This is a genomic window from Candidatus Ozemobacteraceae bacterium (assembly GCA_035373905.1).
In the GTDB taxonomy this organism is placed as follows: domain Bacteria; phylum Muiribacteriota; class Ozemobacteria; order Ozemobacterales; family Ozemobacteraceae; genus MWAR01.
Window position 1 is genome coordinate 1 of sequence record DAOSOK010000025.1, and the last position, 26,293, is coordinate 26,293.

General features: G+C 59.7%; 16 protein-coding genes. 4 read left to right on the forward strand and 12 right to left on the reverse strand.

Going from position 1 to position 26,293, the window contains the following annotated elements; translation table 11 throughout:
* Positions 1–139: 139 nt before the first annotated feature.
* Positions 140–2,152, reverse strand: coding sequence for a C1 family peptidase (locus PLU72_12980; GenBank protein HOT29091.1), 2,013 nt, complete (start codon positions 2,150–2,152; stop codon positions 140–142).
* Between the two features lie 103 nt (positions 2,153–2,255).
* Entirely contained in the window at positions 2,256–2,600 is a 345-nt protein-coding gene (locus tag PLU72_12985) for an STAS domain-containing protein (GenBank protein ID HOT29092.1), read from the reverse strand.
* Between the two features lie 237 nt (positions 2,601–2,837).
* Between PLU72_12985 and PLU72_12990 the strand changes: the two genes are divergently transcribed.
* Positions 2,838–5,693, forward strand: coding sequence for a SpoIIE family protein phosphatase (locus PLU72_12990; protein ID HOT29093.1), 2,856 nt, complete (start codon positions 2,838–2,840; stop codon positions 5,691–5,693).
* Positions 5,683–7,884, forward strand: coding sequence for a SpoIIE family protein phosphatase (locus tag PLU72_12995; GenBank protein HOT29094.1), 2,202 nt, complete (start codon positions 5,683–5,685; stop codon positions 7,882–7,884). Before PLU72_12990 ends, PLU72_12995 begins: the two co-directional genes overlap by 11 nt.
* A 110-nt stretch (positions 7,885–7,994) precedes the next feature.
* Here PLU72_12995 and PLU72_13000 read toward each other — a convergent pair whose 3' ends face one another.
* From PLU72_13000 to PLU72_13045, 10 genes are all read right to left on the reverse strand, one after another.
* Positions 7,995–8,555: a hypothetical protein gene (locus PLU72_13000; GenBank protein ID HOT29095.1), complete on the reverse strand. Its 561-nt coding sequence runs from the start codon at positions 8,553–8,555 to the stop codon at positions 7,995–7,997.
* Between the two features lie 4 nt (positions 8,556–8,559).
* Positions 8,560–8,994 (reverse strand): hypothetical protein, encoded by a 435-nt coding sequence (locus tag PLU72_13005; protein ID HOT29096.1) that lies wholly within the window; start codon positions 8,992–8,994, stop codon positions 8,560–8,562.
* The gene (locus PLU72_13010) at positions 8,991–11,216 is read right to left on the reverse strand and encodes a hypothetical protein (protein ID HOT29097.1); all 2,226 of its coding nucleotides are present in this window, start codon (positions 11,214–11,216) and stop codon (positions 8,991–8,993) included. Before PLU72_13010 ends, PLU72_13005 begins: the two co-directional genes overlap by 4 nt.
* Positions 11,167–11,676, reverse strand: a complete 510-nt coding sequence (locus PLU72_13015; GenBank protein HOT29098.1) for an SH3 domain-containing protein — start codon at positions 11,674–11,676, stop codon at positions 11,167–11,169. The genes PLU72_13010 and PLU72_13015 overlap by 50 nt, the downstream gene beginning before the upstream one ends.
* 18 nt (positions 11,677–11,694) lie before the next feature.
* Entirely contained in the window at positions 11,695–14,364 is a 2,670-nt protein-coding gene (locus tag PLU72_13020) for a HEAT repeat domain-containing protein (protein ID HOT29099.1), read from the reverse strand.
* A gap of 24 nt (positions 14,365–14,388) precedes the next feature.
* Entirely contained in the window at positions 14,389–15,378 is a 990-nt protein-coding gene (locus PLU72_13025; GenBank protein ID HOT29100.1) for a hypothetical protein, read from the reverse strand.
* A gap of 388 nt (positions 15,379–15,766) precedes the next feature.
* Positions 15,767–16,447: a hypothetical protein gene (locus PLU72_13030; protein ID HOT29101.1), complete on the reverse strand. Its 681-nt coding sequence runs from the start codon at positions 16,445–16,447 to the stop codon at positions 15,767–15,769.
* A 183-nt stretch (positions 16,448–16,630) separates the two neighbouring features.
* On the reverse strand, positions 16,631–17,695 hold the full coding sequence (locus tag PLU72_13035; GenBank protein ID HOT29102.1) for a hypothetical protein: 1,065 nt from the start codon (positions 17,693–17,695) through the stop codon (positions 16,631–16,633).
* Positions 17,692–19,479, reverse strand: coding sequence for a dynamin family protein (locus PLU72_13040; GenBank protein ID HOT29103.1), 1,788 nt, complete (start codon positions 19,477–19,479; stop codon positions 17,692–17,694). Before PLU72_13040 ends, PLU72_13035 begins: the two co-directional genes overlap by 4 nt.
* The gene (locus PLU72_13045; GenBank protein HOT29104.1) at positions 19,466–21,358 is read right to left on the reverse strand and encodes an ATP-dependent Clp protease ATP-binding subunit; all 1,893 of its coding nucleotides are present in this window, start codon (positions 21,356–21,358) and stop codon (positions 19,466–19,468) included. Before PLU72_13045 ends, PLU72_13040 begins: the two co-directional genes overlap by 14 nt.
* A 135-nt stretch (positions 21,359–21,493) precedes the next feature.
* On the opposite strand from PLU72_13045, the gene PLU72_13050 reads away from it, so the two are divergent.
* Both PLU72_13050 and dnaE read left to right on the forward strand, forming a co-directional pair.
* Entirely contained in the window at positions 21,494–22,423 is a 930-nt protein-coding gene (locus PLU72_13050; protein HOT29105.1) for an endonuclease, read from the forward strand.
* Positions 22,424–22,774: 351 nt separating this feature from the next.
* Positions 22,775–26,287: a DNA polymerase III subunit alpha gene (gene dnaE, locus PLU72_13055; protein ID HOT29106.1), complete on the forward strand. Its 3,513-nt coding sequence runs from the start codon at positions 22,775–22,777 to the stop codon at positions 26,285–26,287.
* Positions 26,288–26,293: the final 6 nt, after the last annotated feature.

Below are 26,293 nucleotides of genomic sequence, written 5' to 3' on the forward strand. Positions count from 1 at the left end.
AATCAGTCAAATGTCCGACGGAAAACCGCTTGGGTACTCAAAGTGAGAATTGCTGAACCAAACTCGAACCTGCGTTTGCAGGTGAGGGTTTGAACCGGGTGTGCGTAGGGGCGGGTTTGAAACCCGCCCTGCAGAACATCTATTTTGTGAAAGTGATGGATTCGAAGAATTCTTTCACCCAGGGTTCGTCGCGGGCGGGCTGGTCGGTGGCGATGTTGACCTGGTAGTAGCGGTTGGGGGTGACGGCGTAGTAGTTGGTGAAGACGCCGGCTGCGTCCTCGACGACGAACCATTCCGTTCCACCCATCGTCACGGGTTTCGGGGCGCCCAGGCCGAGCATGGCGTAGACCTTCATATCGGCCGGGATGCGCTCGGCGAGCAGGCGTTCGCGATCGGCTCCGGGCACGTCGAAGGCTTTCACCGTAACCATCCAGCTGTCGCGCATGACGTGGCCCTTGATGAAATACCCAACGCCGATTCCCGGCCAGACGACCTTGTCGGCCCGCGAGAAGCACTCGGGAACGGTAAACGCGAAGCCGCCCTCCCTCGACTCGACCCGGTCGCCCTTCGTCGGACTTTTCGATTTCGTGACCTCGGCGTCGGAGATCGGTTTCAGTGCAGTGTTCGTATACGCCGGCACAAAGGCGGTGAAGACGGAAACGCCTTCCACATTCTTGTCAGCGCCGTATCTGAACTCGAGGCCGATGCTCGTCACGGCCTTGACCCCGCCCCAGTCCTTCGCGGCTGAACGGTAGAAATACGTTTCAGACCGGCCGTCGTTCACGGTCATGTCCGGCTTGCGGTAGACCTGCCTGACGCGGGATTTCGGCGTGCCGATGCCGACGCCGCGGCTCGTCATGACCCGGGTTCGTTTCGCGCCGAAAAGATCGATGCGTCCGACGGCGGTCGCATCCATGAACGACTGGGTGACGAGCGCGTCGTCGCCGTATTTCTGGTACTCGGCGAACTTCGGCGAGACGGACGTCGAGAAGAAACTCTCTGCCCGCGCGAGCGGGTCGCCAAGCCGGAGCCAATTTTCCCCGACCAGGATGCCGGCTTCCTCGGGAACGATCAGCAGGGGCTCGTCGGCCGGCGCGGCTTTCCACTCCGGCGGCGACGGGTCGGCAGGCGGAACGTAGGACGAGTAGTCCTTGAGCGACTTCTGGAGCGCCTCCGGGTTGTCGTCGGCACGCAGGGCCCGACGAAGGACGATCTCGGGCATCTCGAAGGATGGCAGAGGCGTTTCCGGCTTTTTGTGCGGGTCGGCGAGGTAGTTCACAACGTCCTGCGGCGTCGGGCGGTCGTACAAGACGACAGGGTGGGTGACGATCTTCCCGTAGAGATCATAATCGAGCCACGCCGTGCCGTTATCGCCCCATTCCGTGCCCCAGGAGTTGTACAGCTTGAGGGCGTGGCGTTTGTCATCATACCCGACGATGACGAGGTAGTGGACCGAATCGATCGTCGTGTCGGTGATCTTCTTCAGGATCGGATTCTTTTTGTTCAGTTTATAGAACTCAGAATATATATCCATCGTGCAGACGACGGGGTCGCCGCCGGCGAGGATCGCCTTGAGCGTCGGAATATCGCCGTACGGCAGGCGCCGGAAGGTGAGGTTGCGGAAGGCGCGCGCGAATGTGCGCAGGTCTTCGGACGGCACCGTCTCGTCATCGGGAATATACGGAAAGAGCGAGAGGGGAACGCAACCGACGTCGATCGAGAGGAAGAGGGCGTTGTGGTCGCGGAACCCGTTCTCGTCAGGGCTCTTGTATAACAGATTCGTGATGAACGTCGGGCTGAAGATGTGATTCGGCCCGTAGTTCCAGCCGTGTTCGAGTTTCTCGTGGTAGCTCTTCACCGCGTAAGCCACCGCCCAGCCGGGGCATGTGTTGTCGAACTGCTTGCCGACCGGAGGAAAGTCGGGCGAGAGGTCGACGGCCGGCGGCAGGTTCACGTCGGGCTTTCCCGACAGCGTCGTGAACTTCCGCACCATCCGGACCTCCTGGATGGCCAGGAATTGTTCGTCCGTCATCGGCACCACGCCGGTGAACTGGGTTGCGGAAGCGGTTGCGCCAAAGGCGGGCATGCCGGGAGCGAGCGGGAGAACCGCCAGTGCGACCGCAAGAAACGCCGTTCGAACCGTTGAACTCATGACAGCCGTCACATTCCTCTCATCCGGATGAGTATATATCAGTATCTACGCATGCGCAACCGCGCGTGAAAAAGCCGTACGCAATGAAAGGGCGGTTCTCGGGTCAGAGTTCTTCCGCGGCCTGAGTTTCGGAGTCGAAGATCGTCGACAGGCCGGAGAGGCCGGTGACCTGGAAGACGTCGCGATACAGGTCTGACACGCCGACGAAGCCGAGGGCGGCCTTGTGGGTCGCGGACAGGTCTTCGGCGACCTCGAGCAGTTTCGTGATGCCGGGACTGTTGATGACCGTCACCCCGGCGAGATCGATCAGCACCTTTCGGGAGCCACGATCGACGGCTTCCAGGAGAAACAGCCTGAGCCTCTCGCAGGTCTCGCCGTTGAGGTACCCGGCCGGGCGAACGATATATATATCACCAGATATTACGAAAGAAAATGCGTTCTCTGTCATCCTTCGACTATATGCTGGGGTGGATGTGAAAGTCAAACATCGAACAGGGCGGGAATGACATACGGGGCTGGTGTAGGGGCGGTTCGCGAACCGCCCCTACGGAAGCATGGCGATCGTCTTCGTGGGGAAGGGTTTCTGGATATCTGTGATTCGGTTGTTGGAAAACTGATGCGGTCCTTTGACAAGTTGTGCGGAGTTCTCTACTCTGAGAAAAACGAGTTTCGACCGAACGGGCGGATGAGAACGTTTTTATCAAAACTGCTGGTGATCTTCATCTTCGGATTTCTCCCGGCGGTCTCGGGGTATATCGCCGTCGGGAAGCTTCTCGAACATGGGGCATCCTCGCGGGTCGACCGACTCGGGAACCGGCTGCGGGAGCGGCTGATCCGGATCGCCGACGCCAGTTCGGACGAGAGTTTCTATTTCACGGTTTTCAACCGCCTGTTTTCGACCATGCGCGCCAGCTCCGGGAACGATGATTCGTCGCTCTCCGCGAATATCGAAAGCGTGCGCAGGCTTTGCGGTGGAGACGTCTCGGTCTTCCGGTTCGATGGGAACGGGGAGTATCTTCCGATTCCCCGATACGCTCCGCCCAACCGATATATCGTGGGCAAAATATGGGACATCCTCGCGGAAACGGCTGCATACCGCGAAGGCGACGAGCAACGATTGCAGAAAAAGATCCAGACGCTCCTCGGCTCAGAAGCAAACGCCGGCGGCATGAAGAAGAGCGAGGGACAGCCGATCAGCCTGAAAAAATCGGGAACGAGCGGCTATTTCTACTGGCGCCGATTCACGCCGCGAAGCAAGGCCGGCATCGCGATCGTCGCGTTTCCGATTCTGAAAACCCACCAGATTCTCGCGCGGCTTCGCGGAAGAACCGGTCCGATGGGCCCGGGAGATTTGAAACTGGCCTACTGGAGCCATGATTCGAACAAGCCTCTTTTCATTTCGGGGTCCGAGGCGAGGTTCTCCATCGTCCGCGACAGCATGGAAAAGAGTTCCGTCGAGACGCTCGTCGAGAACGGCCGTATCTGGAGCCACCTGACGACGGTCTCCGGGGTCTTCCTCGCGTCGTTCCCTCTCGGCGATGCCGGCAAGGGGGTCGGGCACGGCATGCTGAACCTGCTCATGACGCTCGTCATGGGGCTTCTGCTGATGTTCCTGTTCCGGCCCGAGTTCGATCTGAAGCGGATATACCTGAAAATCGGCAACAAGCTTCTCGCCATCCTCCTGGTCGCGATCGCCTTTCCGACCGTCTGCCTTCTGCTGGTGGGCGTCATCGCGATCGACGCGCACGAGCGCGTCCTGCTTACGCGCTTGAAAAAAGACCAGGTCGTCCGGCTTTCGGCGATCGAGGATGATTTCAGAAGCGAGTCGAAAGTATTCGCCGAGAATTGCCGGGCGCTGCTCGGAAAAAGCATCGAATCCTGGTCGCCGGAATCGTTCGCGGCGCATTGCGCGAGTCTGATGGAGGCGGGAGAAGCGGTCAGAATCGAACTGCGGGCGCTCGATGGCGAGCCGCTGTTCATACGTGATACGGGGGGCTGGTTCGCCGGTCTCGAGAAAACACAGGATGCCTACAGCAGGCATCAGATCAACAAGACGCTCTCGGACCGGCAAAAGCGTGAAGGAATCCCGCTGAAGCGGCCACTCGACAACTTTCTGTCGGATGCGTTCGAAACGGAAGGCTTCGGGTTTGAAAGAATCACCAGGGCGCCCGACACCGTTCATTCGTATAAAGTCGGCCTGAACGAGATGTTCTGGTATTGGTCCCCGATCGACGTTCCCGGCCACCCGGCCGCCATGCTGAACATCTTTCAGGCGAAAAACCTCGCGCGCGCCAGGTTTCTGCAACGGGTAGTGCGAAGGGCCGATCCCGACCTCGGTATTCTCGGCGCCTACGATGAGAACCGTCGGCAATGGCTGAATCCGACCATCACGAGACTGGCCGACGTCGATGCCGCGATGCGGGCGGCGATTCTCGAAGGAAAGCCGCGTATGCAGACGATTGCCGGGAAGAACCGTCGATATCACGCGCTGGCATTTCCCGGCACGGTTCTTTCACCGTTCAGCATGATCGTCCTGACCGACGAACGGCTCATCGGCGACAGGATCCGGGCCATGCATCTCTCGCTTGCTCTCGGCATGCTCGCCATTTTCGCCGTGGCGATCGCGATTGCCCGGCTTCTGACGCAGGCATTTCTCGTGCCTGTCCTAGAGTTGGACCGGGGAATGCAGAGGCTCCAGCAGCATCGCTCGGATGCCGCGGTATCGATCGAAGCCGGCGACGAGTTCGGCGAACTGGGCGTTTCGTTCAACCGGATGGTCGAGGATCTCAAGGAGATGAACCTCGCCAAAACCATCCAGGAGTCGCTTTTCCCACAGCAAAAGCAGGACATCCCCGGATACGGCATGGGCGTCTTCAATCTCGCCGCCACCGACCTCGGCGGCGATTACTGCGATTACGTCCGGATCGGCCCCGACCGGTTCCTGTTCCTGATCGGCGACGTCAGCGGCCACGGCACCTCGGCGGCGCTGTGCATGGCGATGGCTAAGGCGGCCGTTTTCAAGGCCGGCCGCGAAGGGCTCGCGTTTTCCGAGATTCCGAAAACCATTTCCTCGCTGCTGCTGCGGATTCTGCGGCGCAAGAAGATGATGACGATGCTGTTCGTGCTGCTCGACACCGCCACCGGCACTCTTGAAATGATCAACGCCGGCCACAACTGGCCCGTCATCGTGCGTCGCGACGGCAGACTCGAGGAGTTCAAGATCATCGGCCTGCCGCTCGGCGTGCGCGAATCCGTCAAGAAAGAGCAGGTTCAGACGGCCGTTCTCGAGCCGGGCGATTTCCTGTTCGCCTACACCGACGGACTCCCCGAGTGCCATGACCCGAAAGGCAACCAGTTCGGCCACGAAGCCATGTATCTGGAGTTGTCGAAACTCGCGGGGCTCGGGCCGGAGAAGGTGATCGCTCGCATGGAAAGCGTGTTTCGGCAGTTTCTGGCCGGCGGTGCCCAGCAGGATGATATGACCATACTGGTGGTCAGGCGCGACCACGCCGTTCCGGAAAGGAGGAGCGATGACTGCTGACATCGCGTCTCCCGCCTCGCGTCCGAAAGGCTCTCTGCTGAGCCGCCTGGCCGGCATTCTGCTTCTGCTCGTCATCCCGACTGCGACGGCGTGGGTTTTCGGCAACGCCGTCATCGCGCAGAAGCTGGCCGACCAGAAGGCTGCGGCGGTCGGCCTTCCAGACGCACTCCCGGCACCGGGAGACGTGGCCGGCCGCCTGGATTCACACCAGGCGAAAGCGGCATTGAATGCGTTCGTGCTCTTCCTGGGCCTCCTTCTCGTCTTGGTTGTCAAGGAAACCGACTTTGGAAACCGGTTTCGCATCGTTTCCGTCCGGTACAAGCTTATCGGCCTCCTCCTGTATGCCGTTATTCTGCCTATCTCCGGGCTTTTGTTCTTCGGCTGGAAATACGTGGCGGAGTTCAGGGAACTCCTGGTTCAGGAGGCATACATCGCCTGCCAGGCGAGCATCAACGACGTCGAAAACGGCTTCGAAAAGGAAAAATCCAGGCTGCTTCAACGGTTCAGATCGTATCGGAATATGCCGGAACTCCAGGCGGATCCCGGATCGTTGTACAAGAAATTTCGCGACCTGGAGCGGAACAAGCAGATGACGTGGATCGAAGTGCGCGATATGAACGCCAACGTTCTGCTGACCACCCAGTCGGACAAGTCGAACAAGCTTTCCATCATCTGCAAGGCGATCGCCCGGCTCGGCATCACCCGGTTCCTCGGCCATCGGCTTGCGATGATGGCGCCCCAGAGACTCAACGCATCCGAAGTGCTGATCCAGGAGTTTTTCGAAAGCCCGCTCGGCGGCTGGGGCAGGGTGTTCGAAAGCCCCAACGAACTGCACAGGGCCAGTTTCGCCGGCCAGGACATTCTGTATTACTGGGACGTCTTTCAAGAGACGGATATCAAACCCGCCTACCTCGTCGTGGATCTGCACATGAAGTATGCGGTCAGATCATATCTCCTCGAATCTCTCGACAAGCGCATTTCGAGCGGTCACGGCGCACTTCGCATGCTGGCCTGGTCGATTCCCTTCAAGACGTTTCTCCAGGAGAAGCCGCCGGAAGACGCGACGATCAAGCAGTTCGTCGATCGCGTCATTCTCGCGAACGCGCCGCTGAATGCCGCCATCCGCTGGCAGAACGACGAATGGCTGGCCGTCGGCACCCCGGGGAAGAAGCTTCCCGAGAGCGTTCTGCAGAGCCTGTACCCGGTTGGCGAAATCGACCGTCAGATCGCGGCCATCAGGTCGGATCTGTTCTGGGGCGTCATTCTCGCGGTGATCATCGCGGTTCTGATCGGCATGCTGTTCTCGCACACGCTCATCAGGCCCGTCGCCAACCTGATGGGCGGCGTCCAGGCCCTGCGCCGTCGCGACACCTCGCACCGGCTCGAGATCCTCCAGAACGATGAGCTCGGAAAACTCTCGGCGCGGTTCAATGCCACCAGCGAAACGCTGGCCGACGTGATCTACGCCAAGGACATCCAGGCGCTGATGATTCCGGAGAAAGCGCCGGAGATCAAGGGATATGCAGCCGATCTGATCAACATTCCCGCTGCCGATCTCGGAGGAGATTTCTGCGATATTCTCCCGGTCGGGCCGGACAAATGGCTGATGGTGATCGGCGACGTCACCGGCCACGGCGTCAGTTCGGCGCTCGTGACGGCGATGACGAAGACGATCGTCTCGGAATACGCGCGGAAAGAGCAACTGGAACTGAGCGACATGCTCGCGTGCCTGAACGACATGCTCTATAGCCAGTTCCAGCGCAAAAAATGCATGACGTTCTTCGCGGCGATGCTCGATACGCGCGACGGGACAATCGAGTGCGCCGCCGCGGCTCATCCCCTTCCGCTCCTTTTCCGCGGCGGGCGACTCGAGGCGTTTCCGAAAATCGGCTGCCCGCCCCTCGGGTTCAGCCAGGATCGGAAGGAGTTTCCCCGGACGACGATCATGCTCGAGCCCGGCGATTGCCTGGTCCTGTTCACCGATATCCTGATCGAGCTGCATGACAGAACGGGAAAGCCGCTCGGAACGAAAGGCTTCGCGGCCATCTGCGAGAGACATGTCGCGCTCGAACCGGCCGCCATGCGCGCCCGGATTCTCGAGGACGTGACCGCCATCGGGGGAAGCGAACTGGACGACGACCTGACCATGATCGTCCTGAAACGGGGAACCGCCGTCGCGACGGCTTCCTGAAGCCTGCGGAATCCCTGCCGTTCGCCCTGCGCCTGTTCAAGGGCGAGAACGTTCGTGCTTCGACGGGCTCAGCGGGAACGGGAATGTGAAATCGTCTGTTGTCGTGCTGGCTAATGGGTGATCGGGAGATAGGCACTGACGGCGGCGCGGTTTTCCGGAAGGCTCTGGAGGTAGACGAAGCGCCTGAAGCCCTGTTCTTCCCTGTTGTTGGGGGGCGTGCCGACCTCGAGGCCCGTCAGCATGACGACGGTGTTGCGGGGAGGGACGGTCAGTCGCCTGAACTCGAGCGAGATCGTCCGGTCGGGAAAGAGAACGTGCTCGCGCCCGCCGGCGGTTCTCGAGACGCCCAGCCGGTTGTCGGTCATTCTATAGTATATCGTATCTATTCCGGCGGTTGCGCCGCTCTCGTCCCATGTCAACCGTTCGAGAATCAATTCGCCCTTCGCCAGGTCCTCGTCGGTCGAGAGGATTGTCTTCGCCTGCCCGAGGTCTTCGAGGAGCTGGCCCATCACGATGTCGGCTGCGAGCAGGTTCGTCAAGTGACCGGTGCCGGAACGGAACGAATGCATCGCACCGACCGTCATCCGGCTTATGACGAGGATCAATAGGGCCGAAATGGCGACAGAGGCGACTGTCTCGACGAGCGTGAGGCCGCGCGATGTATGTCGCATCGTATTATTTCGGTGCATATACGAGTCCCGTCAGTTTCAGACTTCTCGGTCGCGTTTCGGCCGTCCATGTCACGACAGCGGTGACGGAGCGATACCGGCAGGGCCACTCCGAATTGCCAGTTTCTATCGGTTTGACGATCAGTTTCCGGGAGAATCTGGTCGAGTCGATGGAGGTCTGCACGCCGCCGATGTCGATCGACGGATAGTTTAGTCCGTCGTCGCCGGTTTCCTCGAGGCCTTCGAATCCGCGGGCCATCGCGTAATCGACGAGTTCAGACGCATACTGCCATGCCATGGCATCGTCTCGGGTTTTCATGGTGCCCACGTTCGTTCGGGAGAAAAGCCAGAGGATCGGAAGGAGGCCGACGGCCAGCACGAAAGCCGCCACCATCAGCTCGGTGAATGAGAACCCCAATCGTTGGCCCGCGTTTCTCTTCATTTCAGCTCCTGTGGATACTGGTCGAAACAGTAACTGAGCAGACCTTCGTCGCCGGAGCGTTTGTCGTTTCCGGCAGGCAGGGCGGCGAGGGGGGAGAAATACGTGAGTTCCGTCCCCTTGAACCCGGCGGCCTCGTCGCGGCTGGACACGAGTTTTTTCATGGCCAGGGCCCCCCTGATCGATTTCGGGGGGCGCCGGAAGAGGACCCGGCCCTTGCCTGGCTTCTCGGAGTCGGCGATGACGGATGCCTGGACGGTATCGCCGGGATTGCAGTCGAAGATGACGTTCCCGTCGCGGGCGATCAGATAGAGCAGGCAGTTTTCCTTTTCGAGGTGCGGGGTAATCTTCGCGGAAATGACGATATCGCCGTGCTCGACGATCAGTCCCGCGCCGGATTTGTAGGTGAGAGGCCGGTCGATCCGGATGTCCGAGGCGAACGTCACCCATCCGTTCACGGCGAGCGCGTCGTTGAACAGGAGGTTTTGCTTCTTCAGGAACGCCGCGGCGTCGGTGTCGCCCGCGTTTTCGAACCGGTAGGAGATGCGCGAAAGGCTGACCGCCGGGCTCAGGAGATCAGACAGGTCCTTCAGGTCGGCGACGTCGGGATAGATGGCCGCGAAGACGCCGGGGGCCTTGTGGAAGGCGGGAACGCCGGATGTGGGGTTGTTCCCGGGTTTCGCGTAGATGCTGATCGGATCGGCGTCGTCGAATATCTGCGGAGCGTCCGGGTCGTTCGGCTTGTCGATGTACCCGAGAGCCTGGTTGTAAGGGCGATGTCGGATGCGAGGCGAATACTGTTGTATATATTTCGAATAGGATTCATACGATCCGTCGAGAGCGAACCCTTCCCTGAGCGGCGCATACGCGGGCTGGGCGATGAGATCTGCATAGTAGGGCGGGGGCTCGAGAGGAGCTTTGAACGTGAGGTTCTGTAGAATCTGGGGAACGAACGTGCCGTCCGCTTCGACCGAGAGCATCGAGAGGGAGAGAAACCGGGCGTAGACGTTTCCCAGGACGAGGGTGGGCGAGGGACGGCGCTGAACGCCGAACAGGCGGAAGATCGAGGCAAGCTCCATCCTTCCCGTCTCGACGAGGGCTTTCCCGGGCTGGCCCGCAACGATGGGGGCGAGAAACGACCGGCTGCGCGGATCGGGATCGTCAGAGACGCCCTGGTCCATGAGCGAGATGAAAACCTTCTTGCCATCGGCGGTGCGGCCTTCCGGATACGGTGTGTAAAATCCGTCGCCGGTGAGGGGAACGCGGAAAAACTGGAATCCTTCGCCCGAGTTCGCGTTGGGCGCGTTGACGTCGGAGCGGGCAAGGTTCAGGAATATCCTGCCGGTTCCGCCGAGATACACGAGGCCGCGCGCGTCCTCGACGAAGTTTCGAAGTTCGCGCTTCATGGGAAGATTCTTCCTGTCGTCATTGTTCAGAACGAGCGGGACGGGTTTCACGCCCGACTCATCGTGATTTCCCATGCGGTTGACGCCGACCTGGTTGTAGTCGGTTTCGGTATCGCCCGGAGAGAGCGTGGCATCCTCGACATACAGGTTGAACTTCGAAAGAACGGGGGCGTGAACCGTGCAGATCCTGACAGGGCATGCGTAGTCAAAATCGACGGAGGAAACGACATGCTCGCCGTTCACCATTTTCAGATTGATGCTGATCCTGATGTTGCCGGCTTTTTCGCGGGTATACGAGTCACGCGCGGGCCCCGTGGCCTGGAAATCGCTGTTGCAGACGATGACCCTGATCTTCTCGACCGGCTTGTCGGCTTCCGAGTAGCCAGCCGCCGTCATGAGGCTGCCGAGCATCATGCTGAAATGCGCCGTATCGTCCTCGTCGAGCGGCAGGTCGAACTCGTGCAGGGAATCGAACTCGTGCAGGGGCCTGGCGAGATACTCGAACAGTCCCATCAGGGCCGGGCTCTGAGACGGCCGGGAAGGCATGGCCGCGGCAGACGGAAGGATCTGGGACATGAACTGGAGCTTGTGGGCAGCCAGGGTCGCGATGGCCGAGGCCAGTTCACCGAGTTTCTGACGCTTGATCATTTTGTCGGCCATGGCGCTCTGTTTGCTGAGAAAGCGGGAATAGCCGAGAGCGAAAATGAACAGGCAGATGAGCGTTCCGGCCGCGATCAGGAGGATCGAGCCGGCACGATTGCCGCTTGGATCAGCGGCCGGACGGCATCCCGGAGGATGAGGCCGTGTCGTTCTGTTCAAGAAGCCGGCGCCTTTCTTCGAGCATTTTCACGCGCGTCCATGGTTCCGCCTTGAGGACGAGTTCTTCGAGGGGAACCGCGATCGTCGGATTCCCCTGGCCTGTCGAGGGGGTTTCCGGATCGACGAACCTGACGTAGGTGCCGTAGACATACCCGGTCATCGGTGAAGATATCTTGTACCATGCCCCTTCGGTGGCCTCGACCTGGACGAAGGTTCCGTTGATGACGTGGCCGAGAATCGTCGAGTTCGTGTTCGGCCCGTCGCGGACCAGCAGACATCCGTTCCACGGCGTGGCGAGGGGAACGTTCTGAACCAGACCTTTCCGGGGAGTCGCGAGATCCTCTGCGGCAAGCTGCGTCGTGACGCCTGACGCCAGGGCGTAGACGAGGGCAAATGATATTATAGCATGCACGATACTTGTGAACGGCGCCAGGAGTTTCCGGGATGATGCTCGAAGCATGAAATTCCTCCGTCGGACTCACTTTCGGTTTGAGTCTATCAGATCGCTTTCAACGAGACCGTTCGATGTTTTCGTGATTCTGACGCGGGCGTTGTAATGATCGTTTACCAGCTTCAGGGGTCGCTTTCCACACCTGATGAGCACCTTTTTCTGAAACGCCGGGCTGTGAATGACGATACCGTTCTCGAACACCTTCTCGACTCTTCCGAAAACGACGCGTTCCTCGCCAGTTCGGGGGGGCTTCCGAACGGCGGCGAACCTGGCGATTTCCTTCGGCGCCGCCGTTTCAACCGAAAGCGAGAGAACCGGTTGCCCGGATTCATCACCGGACGGCAGGAGGGCGAACATCGCCACGATGCAGATGCAGGCCACAACGGCGTATGGAACCCAGGGGACTGCGGAGAGTCTCATTTGAAGGCCGTGTCCGGCCGTGGGGGCCGGCCGTGAGATCACCCCGGCAAGCTTCGCATTGATGCAGACTTTCACCGAGGTGAGCAGGGCGACGATCTCGGCCGATCTGTCGTTCATCAGCTCGGGAATGGCGGCTCCGAGTTCCTCCGGGTTGATGCGCTCGAGACAGCGGATGGCGCAGTATCTGACCTCCGCCTGCGGGTGTTTGAGAAGGCCTGCCGCTGGTGCGGAGAAGTGGGCGAGGCCGGAGCGGCCGGCGAAGTCGAGAACGACTGGCAGGAGCTCGGAACGCCACGACGACCATTTCCGGCCCTGGATGAGAGGCGCGGCGAGGCGTGCCGCCCGGTCGTGCAAGGAAGAAAGTCCGGCAGCCACTTCGATCCAGTTGGGATGCAGCTTTGCAAGGTTTTTCCGAAGCAGATCGACGGGGGAGAAGCCCGCCTGGCCTGAAAGGGCGCGTCGCAGGGCGAGCGCTTCGATCAGGAACCTGACGAATTCGTTTTTTTCCGACGTCTGGAGTTCATCGAGGTGTTCTTCCAAAGGGTTTCCCCCCGTGGGTACGTTCAGCAGGAGGGCGATCTTTTCGAGGGCGGAACAGGAGCGGAAGGATGAAACGCAGACATCGGTTGCGCGATCCGGTTTTTTCGGCGCCGCCGTTTCGGGGGCCGGCCGGGCGGCGGGCGCGGGGACCCTGGCGACGATTTCGGCCCTGTTCACCATGACGTTTTCGAGCGTGAAATCGGCATTCCGGCTGGATCTGGCGATCAGCTCCGAGATGCTCACCCGCTCGCGAACGCAGAGGCTTTCGAGGAAGGGCAGGCGCGCCTGGTGGCTTTCCGGGAACAGCAGGGATTCCTTCACGAGGGCGACCAGGCCGGCCTCCCCCAGGGGGCGGGGCAGGCGCTCGGCAAACCAGGACAGCAGGTCCGGTTCCTGCTCTCGGGCGAAGGACCGGACCATCAGCGGGAAAGCGAAGGCGCGCTCGAGAAGGGAAAGAACGTGGAACCCCGTTTTCCGTCTCTGTGAAACGGCGGAAAACAGATACTGCTCGAGAAGTTTTTCCGCCTGGACGGGGGATAGGCGCGTCAGGGCCGTCAGGCCGGCGACCTGGACGGCGAGGTGCGGAGAACGGAGGAGTTCCGGGAGATGCGGTCTCAGGAATTCGGGTTCGAGAATCGCAAGATGCTCCGTCGTTGCCGCAAGCAGGGAAGCCGGGAGGTCCGGCCGGAATGTCCGTTTCAGGTGCTGGACGGCCCCGTCGGGGTTTTCAGCGACCAGTTTTCTGAGATCTGCGGCCTGCCGATCGGGGTCTTCGACCTGTTCGTGCCTGCTCTGGCGGCGTCGGACAGCTTCGCCGAGGAGGCGCTCGAGTTCTTCCGCCGGAGATGATTTGACAATGCCGGCTTTGACGAGAAATTCGACCTGCTGTTCGAGAATCTGCCGAAGAACGGGTGCTTTTTCTGGCGTGGCGTTGATCGCGATGGAAGCGGTCACGCGTGCGACTTCGGGATCGGGGTTGATGATCAGGAGGTTTCCGGCCTGAAGCAGGAGGAGAGGCGACTCTTCGCGGATAATGAACCGCAGGATTTCGAGCTTGATCGAGTCGAACGGCAGGAAGAACGCGTTGGCAAGAGCGGCACGCCGGTCGTCAACGAGCTCCGAATCGAGCATTTCCGCGAGATGGTGGGGGGCCTCGTCGGGATACCATCGATACAGGAGGCGGATCGCCCGCGAGCGGATTCCTGGGGATGGGTTCGCCAGGAGCGGCAGGAGGAGCCCCTTGAGACAGTCGGGCTGGATGCGGCTCAGCGCCTCGATCGCGAGGGACATGACGATGGGGTTCCCGTCGGAACACCATGCGATCAGCCGTGGCGTGTCTTCCTTCGTGCCATGTCGCTGGTAAAATCGCACCAGGAGAGGCAGCAGATCCGCGGGGAGCCTGGTCGGATCGAGCCTGCGGATATGCGGAAGAATCTCCGCCGCCGATTTCCTGTCTGCCCGATGCAGACGGTAGAATACGGACACCCAGTCCGGCTCCGGCTGTTCGAGCAGGGAAATGCACGACCGGCTGGCGTCGTCAGGGACCGAGGCCCCCGAGTCAGCCAGCCAGGTTAGATACAGCTTGAGAGACGGGTCGGTTTCTTTTTCGGATGCGGCTTTGAGCCGTGCGGTCAGGCCGGGTTCATCCCGTTTGTCGTGCAGCGTCAGGATCGCATAAAGCCTGATCGACAGATCTTCTGCGGAAAGATCACTGATGAGTGACTCGAGCGATGCCAATCGAGGGATTCCCGGTCGGAAGGATCAGAAGAACTGGCCCAGTGTGATCTTGATGAGCATCATGACTTTTCCGATGAGGTCATCCAGTTCTTTCTGGGAAAGCGGTTCCTGTTTCTGTGCCGGAGCAGACGTCGGGGCGGGTTTCCCGGCAGACGGAGCACCGGAGGGTTTCGTCGAGGCGGGGGGCTTCGTCGCTGAGCCTGTTCCCTGGCCGGCGGAGGGCGTCGGCTTGGTCGTCTGCCCCTGGCCCTGCGTGGCAGCGGGCGTTGAAGGCTTCACACCAAGGGCGTCTTCCACGGAGTAGATGATGCTGATATCGCTGACTTTTCTCTCTGCGAGCTTGACGGAATCCATCCCAGCGTTGCCGTTGATGGTCATCATGGTGTTGCCGTTGATGGACTTGACGATACAATGATGGTAGAGGGGTTGCTTGGGCTTTTCGCCGGGTTTCGGCGGGGGCGCGGGCTTGTCGGTCATGACAACGATGTCGCCGGGAGCGAGCCGGTCCTTTTTGCCATGGTATTTGCAGCCCATGATCTTGGTGTTCCAGTAGACAGGGATTCCGGCGCTGCGCCAGGCCCAGGTGCCGAAAATACCGCACCACTCGTTCACCTTCTTGCCGACGCCCTTGATCAGGGGCATCCACTGGGGCTGGGCTTTTTCGAGGTCGTCGTATCGGTAGGCGACTTCGTAGAACTTCTTGAGATGCTGCCAGCCGACCTTGTTCCCGTCTTCACCGGCATCGTTGACGCGGACCTTGCCAAGCATGGTTTCGGCAATCTCGATGATTTTTCGGCGATACGACTCGACGTCGGTTGCCGGCTCGTTCGTCACCGTCGCGGCCGGGGCGACCGGCGCCTCCTGAGAACCCGACTGCTGAACGGCGGGCGGTTCGTCAGCCGGCCGGTTCTGGATGATGTCTTCGAGAGACTGTGAGAATGCCGGGCTGCAGAGCAGGAACATCAGGGCGATCGCACACCCAAGAACAGACCGGAACAGCGTCTCGTTTTTCATGTCATTTCCCTTCGATGGTTCTTATTGAGTCCTGCATATCAAATACCAGTTTCGTGTCTCCGTTCGTGCTGAGCTTGTCGAAGCACGAACAGCCAGTTGCAGATGATTCCTCATTTCGCCCTTCGACAGGCTCGGGGCGAACGGGGGGCTTTCATTCTGCAGGATTCGATATATCAGTATACCAGAAGAATCGGCGGCCGCATGTCGCAAGCGTCACAAGAAAGGCCAACGGCTCACATGTCCACTAGTCGATATATATCTTTCATTGTATAAAAAGCAATGGAGGCGGAGCATCTCGAGCGACAATGACTGCAGCGCGGACAAAAACGGGCGCGGGAAAAGAACTGACGCCCACGCCCGCACGATGATGGGAAGGTCTGTTCGTTCGTCAGGGCGTCGTCGTCCCGGGGATGCCGGACTCGGAAGGAGTCAGGGGTTGTGTCTGCCCTTCGGCGGATGTACCGGTCGTGGCGGTATCGGTCGTGGGTTTCACGGTTTCCCTGATCGTCTGGTTTTCCTGTTTCTGTTGTTGCTGGAACGCCTGGCGCTCTTTTTTCAGGCCTGAGAAAAATTCCTGGATGGCCGTTTTGCGTTGTTCGGGCGTCATGGTCTGGTCTGAACCGATCCTGCCCATGAACTCCGCGATCTTCTTCTGATTCGCATCGTTGTAGGCGACGGTCTCGTCCTGCTGGGCCTGGAAATGCGAGACGATCTCATTCCTCTGCTCGTCCGTCAGCTTCGGGTTCTGTGCGAGTCGCTCTTTGAGCATGGTCAAATTTTTGGCGCGGCGCTCGGCGTAGAAGGCCTTCTTCTCGGCCAGTTGCTGCTGGTTGAACTGCTGCATTGCCGTTTTGCGCTCTTCGGGCGTTTTCTCTTTCAAAGAGGCTTTGAATTCTTTTCGTTCGGTCTTCTGCTTTTCCTTGAAGGCCTTTCTTTCTTCTTTGCGTTCCTTCCGCTGCTCGGCGTTCCCGGAACCCTTCCCGCCGCCGCTCTTTCCGCCCTTTGCGAAAACCGCAGGTCCGCTCAGGACAAGTCCGCCCGCCAGTACCAACGCCAGAATCGTTCTCATAAACGTCTCCCTCTCATGTATAAATTCGGATGAAAAACCTCCTTGAATGATACTCCGCGGCGACTTCTCCTGTAAAATATCCATGGCGTTGGGTCCCGAGCCGTTCAAAGGGCGGGAGTATTGGTATTTCGACTGAACCAGCACGAACGGGGAACGCTGGCGGCTCGAGAGGCCTGTTGCGTTTCAATAACCGGTGAAGAGGGAAAGAAAGGAGCGCCGGGGCAGGGGAACGGGTTTCCCGTTTTCAAACCGGCATCTCCGGTGCGCCGGAGCCGCGATGCCGTCGATTCGACCGCGAATATCCGCTACGGGAACGGTTTTCAGCGTGCGTCCCCACCAAAGGTAGGCGATATTGTTCGCGGGAACGACGACGGACGTCGTCACCTCAGGCGGTGATCGCCAGGCCCAGTCAGGCATGTAATGGGAGCCGACGGGGGAAAGCGGCATGCTGTATGTACCGATAACGGGCGTTCCGTTGCGGATTATTCCGTTTCCCTCGATGGCAACGGTGTCGCTCGCAATACCGAGAACCCGCTCGCAGAGGGTATTGCTGATCATCACGAGATCGCCGGGCCGGATGCCGGAGGAGGAAACAGGATGAACGACGAGACGGTCGCCTGGGATCAGAACGGGGCCCCACAGATTGTTTCCATGCAGGTAGACGTGATTTCCCAGGTGGCCGATCGGGCCGTAGAGGAGCCATCCAAGAAGGGAAAACTGGAGGCCGAGGCCGATCATAATGACGAGAACCGCCGTCGATTGCGGCATGCATCGTCCAGCCCAGTTCCTCAGACGGGCTCCGGTCGACCAGGCGTGCATGTGGACGATGCCGAGAAAGATTCCGACACAGGCCAGAGGAATGGTGATGTCGGAGTATTCGTCAAGGGCCAGGATGAGCAGGCCGGCAAGGAGCGCGGCCGTCACGGCGAAAAGAGCGACGCCGACGAGGACCCGGCCGAGGTAATACTGGCCGGCGCCCGGAACGGCAAGCGACAGCCAGAGTTCCGGCGATGCGAACAGTCGCTCGAGTCTGTTCGCGAGGGACATGTCGGCTGCCGGGCCGGCACTGAAGAGACGGCCGACGGCCCGGACGAATTGAGAGAGGCGGAGCGACAGGCTCGTCGAAACATCGCGCTGAGAGGCGCGCGGCGGCATGACGCCGCCGAAGCCTGCGTCGGTCGAAGCCTGGCAGTTCGGACACCTGGTCGCGATCTCAGGGACCGACTGGCCGCATTTCGGACATTTCATTCGGGCTTTGCCATGAACGCGTTGATGTTCGTCCGGAGGTCGTCGAGTTCGGATCTGATCTGCGCGTGGTCGAGCTTGCGGCCGGAGGTCAGGTTTCGGACCTGGGAGCGAATCTCGACCTGGACCATGTCGATGCGCTGGACGAGCGACTGGCGGATGAAATCGACGGCGTATTCGACCTCGAGGCAGACTTTTTCGGAAAGGTCGGCTTTCACATCGAGCAGCGTCTCTTCGCTGACGGTGGCGTTCATGAAGAATTCCTTCACCGACCGCTTGTTCGCGATCACCTGGGAGGCGAAGTAGGCGGCACCGGCGAACATGCCGACCGAGACGCCGAAGAAGATCGCGGCGAGATAGGCGAAACTCAGCGACGAGACGATCTTGCCCGGCACGTCGCTCAGATCATACTGGATGCTGAGACTGCGCTGTTCGACGAACCGCTTGTCGTCGAGGACCGCATCGAACGAGCGACCCAGCTCGCCATACAGCTGGTCGAGGGTGCATTTCATTCTTGTCGTTATATACTCGTACAATTCCTTCAGCCGCGTGTTCACGATCGCGGGGTCGCGCTGGAGGCGATTGACCGAGACGAGTTCGCCGATGGTCTTGTCGATCTGCTCTCTGAACGTCTGTTTCAGGTCCGCCTCGGCGGCGGCGATTTTCGTCTCGGCGGTCTTGAGGGTGGCGCGGAGTTTCCCGAGCCGGAACGCGCTTTCCTTCAGGCGGCCCGTCACGGCGGCCTTTCCGACGGTTTCGGCCTCGACGCACTCGTCGAGGGCGTGTTCGATCCGAAGAACGCCGCGCCGGAGAAAATGGTGCAGCGTCGCTTCGATCTCGACGTCGCGTTTCCTGCCGGAAACTTCGATGATGCGTTTCCAGAGTTCGCGGTTCGCTTCGCAGAATGTGCCGGCATGCCTTTTCCCGACGTCGAAGCCGATCCCGTGTGATGTGCCCGAACCGTCGAGCGGCGCCTTCTCCTTCGCGCAGACGGCGAACAGCTCGACGTCCATCACAGGAAGGAACAAGGTTTGGCCGAGGCGGGCATTTATTTTATCGTATGAAGTATTCAATGCCTTGACAAGACTCTGTCTGATATCCGAGATCAGCGCCGGACGTTCGTCCTCGTCGATTTCGTCGATGCGGTTCACGACGAACAGGAGTTTCTTCAGGTCGTCGGCGAGGAGACGCTCTTCGAGGAAGATGCGCTCGGACTCGGAGAACGGCTTGAGCGCCGAGATGACGAACACGACGATGTCGGCCGTCGGAATGAGGCCATACACGATTTCGGCGCGCGATTTCGCGATGTCGTTGATGCCGGGCGTGTCGACGATGGTGAGCGCGGGCGGGACCTTCGGATGCGAGACCCGCACAAGTTCGATACGATCGATGTTCTCGGGAGCGGTCAGCAGTTTCGCGAAGGCGTTCCAGTCGAATTCGCCGCCGGGAATGCCGTAGCCGGGCGTCGAGGCTTTACCGGGTTCGATCTTGATGGGGTCCCTGGTGCCGATCGGTTTCACGTTCACGTTGAACGGGCCGGATTCGAGGATCGTCACCAGGCTCGTCGTCGGGGTGACACCTGTCGGGAGGATGTCTTCGCCGAGCATCGAGTTGACCAGCGATGATTTACCGGTGTTGAACTCGCCCACGATCAGCACGTGAGGCCTCGCATCGATCCGGTTGAGGACGAGGCAATGATCGCCGATATCGACCAGCATCTTCTCGGCGAGTTGTTTGAGCGGGGGAAGGAGCTTCTGAAATCGTTCGGCGGGATTACTGGCGTTCATAGATTTTCCTGAGAACGTAGCGTTTGTCCTCAGCCTCCACTTTGACCCGGTCGTGCGCAGCGAGCGTCCGTTCGAGCACCGCATCGGCGATCAGTTCCTCCAATTTCTGGACGATTCGCCGCATCGGGCGGGCGCCGAACTGGGGGTCGAAGCCGGTGTCGACGGCGAGGGCCACAGCGGAGTCGGAGACGGTGTATTCGATCTGCTTCTGTTCGAGAATGCGCGCCGCGCTTTCAGCCGCGAGTTTTCTGAAGATGAGCCGCAACTCCTCCTTCGTGAAGGGGGTGAAGGGGATGATGCTCTCGATGCGGTTGATGATCTCGGGCCGCACCTGGCGTTTCATCTCTTCGAGAACTTTCGCCTGGATGGTGTCGAACTTCTTCTCGAAATCATGTTGTTCGAGGCCGGCGTAGTATTGCGTGCCGACGTTGCTGGTGATGATGATCAGAGCGTCCCGGAAGCTCGCGGTGTTGCCCTTCATGTCCTTGACGTACCCTTCATCGAGCATCTGCAGGAAGATGTCGAAGAGTTTCGGGTCGGCCTTTTCGATCTCGTCGAACAGGACGACCGAGAAGGGGTTTTTATTCATCAACTTCACCAGCAGGCCGTCCTCGTCGCTGCCTATGTAGCCGGGCGGCGAGCCGACGAGCCGGGCCATCGTATGGTCGTCGTAGAACTCGGACATGTCGAACCGGATCAGGCGGCGCTCATCGCCGAAAAACTCCGAGGCGATCGTCTTCGCCGTTTCGGTCTTGCCGGTTCCAGAGGGGCCGAGAAACAGGAAGCTTCCGATCGGCTTGTTCGGTTTTCTGATGCCGGCGCCCAGCATTTTGAACGAGGAGAGGATCGCCTCCTTCGTGCGGGCCTGGCCTATGATCTTCGTTTCGAACGCCGCCTTCAGCAGTCCGATGCGGCGGGCCACCTCGTCGAGTTGGCGATCGCCGATGACGGCGCCGGTGCGGCGGGCAAGGGTGTTCGAAACATCTTCAGGTGTCAGGGCGGTGTCGAAAAACGTCGCTTTTTCTTCGTCCCACTGGCGGAGCGTCTCATCGAGCCTGTCGATCTCGTCGCGTTCGATGCAGGAGATTTCGCGAGCGAGCACATCGTCGAGGATGGTGAGATCGCGGCGGAGCCGATCGTGACTTTCGCTGAACCGCTTTTCGGCGATGGCTTCCTTCATCAGATCGAGGGCTTTGTCAGGGAAGAAGCGGTCGCGGATATACTGATCCGCCACCGAGATCACGGTATCGATCGTATGGTCGGGCACGACGATGCGGTATCGGGAGCCGATGCGCTTGCTCATTCGCGTGAGAAGAAGTTTCAGCTCGTCGCGGGGCGGTTCGCCGACGTTGATGCGGATGAACCTGCGGGCGAGGGCCGGGTCCGCCTCTTCGATCCAGCGCTTGAACTCGGGTTCGGTCGTGGCGCCGATAACCTGGATGTCGCCGCGTGCCAGGAACGGCTTGAGGTAGTTTGCGAAATCGAATCCGCCGGTGGAGTGGGTACGGGTCAAGAGGTGAAGTTCATCGATGAACAGGATCGTGTTCTTCGACGAGAGGAGTTCCTCGACAAGTTTCTGGACACGCTCTTCGAGCATTCCCCGGTAGATGGTGCCGCTGGAGATTGCGGCAAAATCGATCTGGAAAATGCGTTTTCCCTTGAGTTTTTCGGGAACGCGACCCGCGGTGATTTCCTGTGCGAAGCCTTCGACGATGCATGTCTTGCCGACCCCGGGAGGGCCGATCAGAACGGGGTTGCTTTTTCCCTCGAGCGTCAGCGCATCGGCCATTCGCCGAATTTCCGCCGCTCTGCCGATCAGGGGCTCGAGCGCGCCCATCGCCGCGAGCACGGTCAGATCGCGACCGAATTCCTCTATCATGCCGGGGATCTCCTCTCACCGGTGGAATGTATGGGTCATGGTAACACAAAATGATATTATTGGCCCGTACCCTACCCGACGCCCTGTTTTATCCGTATAATTGACAGCATCGAATCACTATTTATGGAGATAAGCATGCATAAGCGTTCATGGGGACTCTCCGCCATATTCGCCACATTCCTGACCGCTTCCGTCTGCTTCGCCGGCGAGCCGAACGCCTCTCAGCCGATTGATCCCTGCGAACGGGTGCATAAGGAGACCGGCAGACTTCTCGAATCCGTCGAGGCGGTTCATCCCGATGCGTCGCCGCAGATCGTGAAGATTCGCGAGCGGCTCAACTACCTGTATAAGCGAGCACAAAGCGAATCTGCGCCGAAGGATGGGCTCGTTCCCTCCCTGGAGGCGATGGAACGTACGGCCTCGAAGAGAAAGCGATTCAATAGCCGGAGCGAGGATCCGTTTGCCGGGCTCGGGCAGCTTTCGAACGAAGCGCTCGTGGAAGAGCTCAACAAGCGTATTTCAATGAACACCCCGTTCGAGTATTCAGCCTCCCGGCGGATCGTCTTCCTGACCCTCGACAATCTGGACGGATTCGTGGAATGCGTTTACACCGGCCGCTCCGAACACGTGACGCAGATGCCGAACGACCGGGACATGAACATCGAACACAGCTGGCCGCAAAGCCTGGGAGCCACCGGCATCGCCAAAGCAGATCTTCATCACCTGTTCCCGGCCGACAGCAAGGCGAACAGCACCCGCGGAAGCCTTCCATACGGCATCGTGAGCAACCCGAACTGGGAAGAAGGCGGCAGCAAGTGCGACGGCGAAAAGTTCCAGGTGCGGCCGAACTTCTGCGGCAATATCGCCCGCGCGCAATTCTACTTCTCCGTTCGCTACAACAAGCAGATTCCGAACGAAGTCGAAAAAGTGCTGAGAGAATGGCACAAGGCCGACCCGGTCGATGCCCGCGAACTTCAACGAAACAACAAGGTCGATGAAATCCAGCACAATCGCAACCCCTTCATCGATCACCCGGAATTCGTCGACAAGATCGCCGATTTCTGATCGCCAGACACCACGAATATCACGTCAGCCGGCCCAAAAGGCCGGCTGATGGTGTATTCGGGGCTGGCGCATGGCAAACCATGGGATTCGCTTACGGATCGGTTCGGCCGGCTCCAAGAGTGTCACTCTGCGAATTTCGAAAAACTGTTTCGATCAATAGCCGGTGTGGTGTTTGGTGAAGGTACCATTCAAGAGTACCCCGCAGTGGGGAAAAATCAGGGTTTGAAACCTCCCCCTACAGGCGATGAAGGAAGAATCGTGATAAACCCGGTGGGGGAGTTTTGTGAAAATCTCTCATCCTGAGAATTATAGTAGAAGTTTCGGGGCTTTGTTATAATGTGTTCTCGAGCCATGTATCATACGAATTTCGTACACCTTCACGTTCACAGCCATTACAGCATTCTGGACGGTGCTGCATCGATCAAATCGATCATCGAGACAGCCCGGCGGAATCGCATGCCGGCCATTGCCATCACCGACCACGGCAACATGTTCGGTGCGATCGATTTTTATCAGAACGCCATAAAAAAAGGCGTGAAGCCGATTCTCGGGTTCGAAGCCTATCTGACCGGCGGCAGCAGGCTCGATAAGGAGCGGTCGAAAGAGAAACCCCTCCATCACCTCGTTCTTCTCGCAAAGAACCACGCGGGGTACAAAAACCTGGTGAAACTCTCGTCGCTGGGATACACCGAAGGGTTCTATTACAAGCCCCGCATCGATTGGGAACTCCTCGAAAAGTATCACGACGGGATCATTGCGCTCGGCGCCTGCCTTCAAGGTGAGGTTCCCTGGAAGCTGAATCACGGCGACGAGGAAGGGGCGAGGAAAGCCGTCCGACGATATCAGGACGTCTTCGGCCGCGACAATTTTTACCTCGAAATACAGAACCACGGTCTTGCCGAGCAGATTGACGTTCTTCCGAAAATCGTTTCGATGGCTCGTGCCTGCGACGTTCCGATTGTTGCCACGAACGACAGTCACTACGTCGGCGCCGAGGACTGGGAAGCGCACGACGTGCTTCTCTGCCTTCAGACACAGACCCAGATGTCTGATCCCAAGAGAATGCGGTTCGGAACCCGCGAGTTCTATCTGAAGACCTCCCAGATGATGAATGATCTGTTCAAGGAGTTCCCCGACTCGATTACCAATACGCTCCGGGTCGCCGAGCGGTGCAACGTGCAACTCACTCTGGGAAAGTCGATCCTTCCGAACTTCCCGATTCCCGCCGGCAAGACGTCGGAGAGTTATCTCGAAGAGCTGTGTCGCGCGGCCATTCCGGTTCGTTACCCGGAATCGGAGAGGGAAACGGCAACCAAGCGTCTCGATTTCGAGCTGAGCGTCATCCGCCGGATGGGTTTCTGCGACTACTTCCTCATCGTCTGGGATTTCATCAAGCAAGCGCGGGAGATGGGCGTTCCCGTCGGTCCGGGGCGCGGTTCGGCGGCTGGGTCGATCGTCGCGTATCTGCTCTGGATCACGGACCTCGACCCGATCAAGTATGCCCTCCTGTTCGAGCGGTTCCTGAACCCCGACCGCATCAGCATGCCCGATATCGACATCGACTTTTCGGACGAAGGGCGCCAGAGCGTCATCGACTTCGTCGTCCAGAAATACGGCCGGGACAAGGTTTCCCAAATCATCACGTTCAACCAGATGCTCGCGAAGCAGGCGATACGCGGCGTCGGCAGGGTATTCGAAATGCCGCTTCCCGAGGTCGACAAGATCGCGAAGCTGATCCCGGAAAAGCCGGGAACGCACCTGAAAAAGGTGCTCGACGAGGTTCCCGAGCTGAAGGCGATCGTCGAGAACGGAACCGAAGATCAGAAGCGGCTGCTGAAGATCGCGAAAACCGTCGACGGCGTTGTGAGCCACACCGGCATCCATGCGGCGGGCGTCGTCATCTCGCGCGACCCGCTCGACGACATCGTTCCGATGTTCCGCGACAAATCGAACGAAATCGTGACGCAGTATGAGAAGAACGCAATCGAGAAGATCGGTCTTCTCAAGATGGACTTCCTCGGCCTCAAGACGCTGTCGGTCATCCAGCGCGCACTCGGTTTCATCAAGCAGACCCACGGGGTCGATGTCGACCTGAACAGGCGGACGTTCGACGACCAGCCGACCTACGACCTGCTGTGCCGGGGTCTCACGAAAGGCGTGTTCCAGCTCGAATCGGACGGCATGCGCTCGCTCATCATGCGGTTGAAGCCGAGCGTGTTCGAAGACATCGTCGCGCTCCTGGCGATGTACCGGCCGGGCCCGCTCGGGTCGGGCATGGTCGACGATTTCGTGGAATGCAAGCACGGCCGGAAGAAAATCGAGTATCCGCACCCAAGCCTCGAGCCCATCCTGAAAGACACCTACGGCGTGTTTTTATATCAGGAACAATGCATGATGACGGCGAACGTGATGGGCGGTTTCACCATGGGGCAGGCGGATCAGCTGCGGAAGGCCATGGCGAAGAAGATCGCCGGCGAGATGGAGCGGCTCGGCAAGCTGTTCGTGGAGGGGGCGATCAAGAAGGGGATCGATCAGAAGCTCGCGCAGCACGTGTTCGACCTGATGGCGAGCTTCGGCGAATACGGCTTCAACAAGTCTCACTCGGCTGCCTACGCCGTCGTGACGTATAACACGGCCTATCTGAAGGCGCATTACCCGAAAGAGTTCATGGCGGCGGTGCTCTCCTCGGAAATCAACGACACCGATAAAATTGCGGAATATATTGAAGAGTGCGAGGAGATGGAGATCGGCATTCTTCCGCCCGACATCAACAAGAGTTCCGTGCTGTACGGCGTCGAACCGGAAGGGATCAGATACGGTCTCGCGGCGATCAAGGGCGTCGGGACATCCGCCGTCGAAGGGATCATCGCGGCCCGGGCCGACGGTCCAATCAAGAGCCTGAGTGATCTCACGCGCCGGGTCGACACGAAGCTGCTGAACAGCAGGGTGCTCGAATCGCTCGTGAAGGCCGGGGCGCTCGATACGTTCGGCCTGCACCGGAGCCAGTTGCTGGCGATGGTCGGCGACTCGCTCAAGAGCGGCCAGAAGGTGCAGAAGGACAAGTCGGCCGGCCAGGCCACCTTCTTCGATCTTCTCGGGAACGATGCAGCCGAGGTCCTCGAGGCCGAACCGGCGCCGCCGGACATACCCGAAATGGGCGAGCGGGAGCGGCTGGCCGCCGAAAAGGAAGCGCTCGGGTTTTACCTGAGCGGGGACCCGTTCTCCGAGATCGCGCCGATCGGCAGACTGTTCGCCAACAGGCGCCTCGACCAGTTTGAGACGGCCGGCGACGGGGCCGTCCATCGCATCTCGGCGATGTTGATGAACGTCAAGCGCATCACCACGCAGAAGGGCGATATCATGGCGTTTCTGACGATGGAAGCGGAAAATGCGTCCCTCGACGTGACCGTCTTCCCGAAGCTGTATACCGAGACGTCGAAGTTGCTCGTCATCGAGGAACCTCTGTTCATGGTCGTCAGGAGCGAGTTGAAGAACGACGAGATCAAGGTGAACGCCGAGCAGATCCTGACGCTGGCCGATCTGAACCGCGACGGGGCCGCCTCGCTCACGTTCACGATTCCGCCCCATGCGGCGACGAAGGAGACGTACGAACGGCTGTTGAAACTGCTTCGCGCGAATCCCGGACTTATCGCGTTCAAGCTCAAAGTGACGACGCCCGAAAAGGACATCGTCACGATCCAGCCGAAAGCCGGGTTCCGCGTCTCGATCGCGCCGTCCCTGATCAAGGGATGGGAAGACATCTGCGGCAGAAACAGCGTGAGCGCCGAGTTTTTCGGGCTCGTCGAGGGCAAACGAAGCAACGGAAGAAACGGAGCCTGGCGACAGAAACAGGCAGCGGGCTGAGGGGAG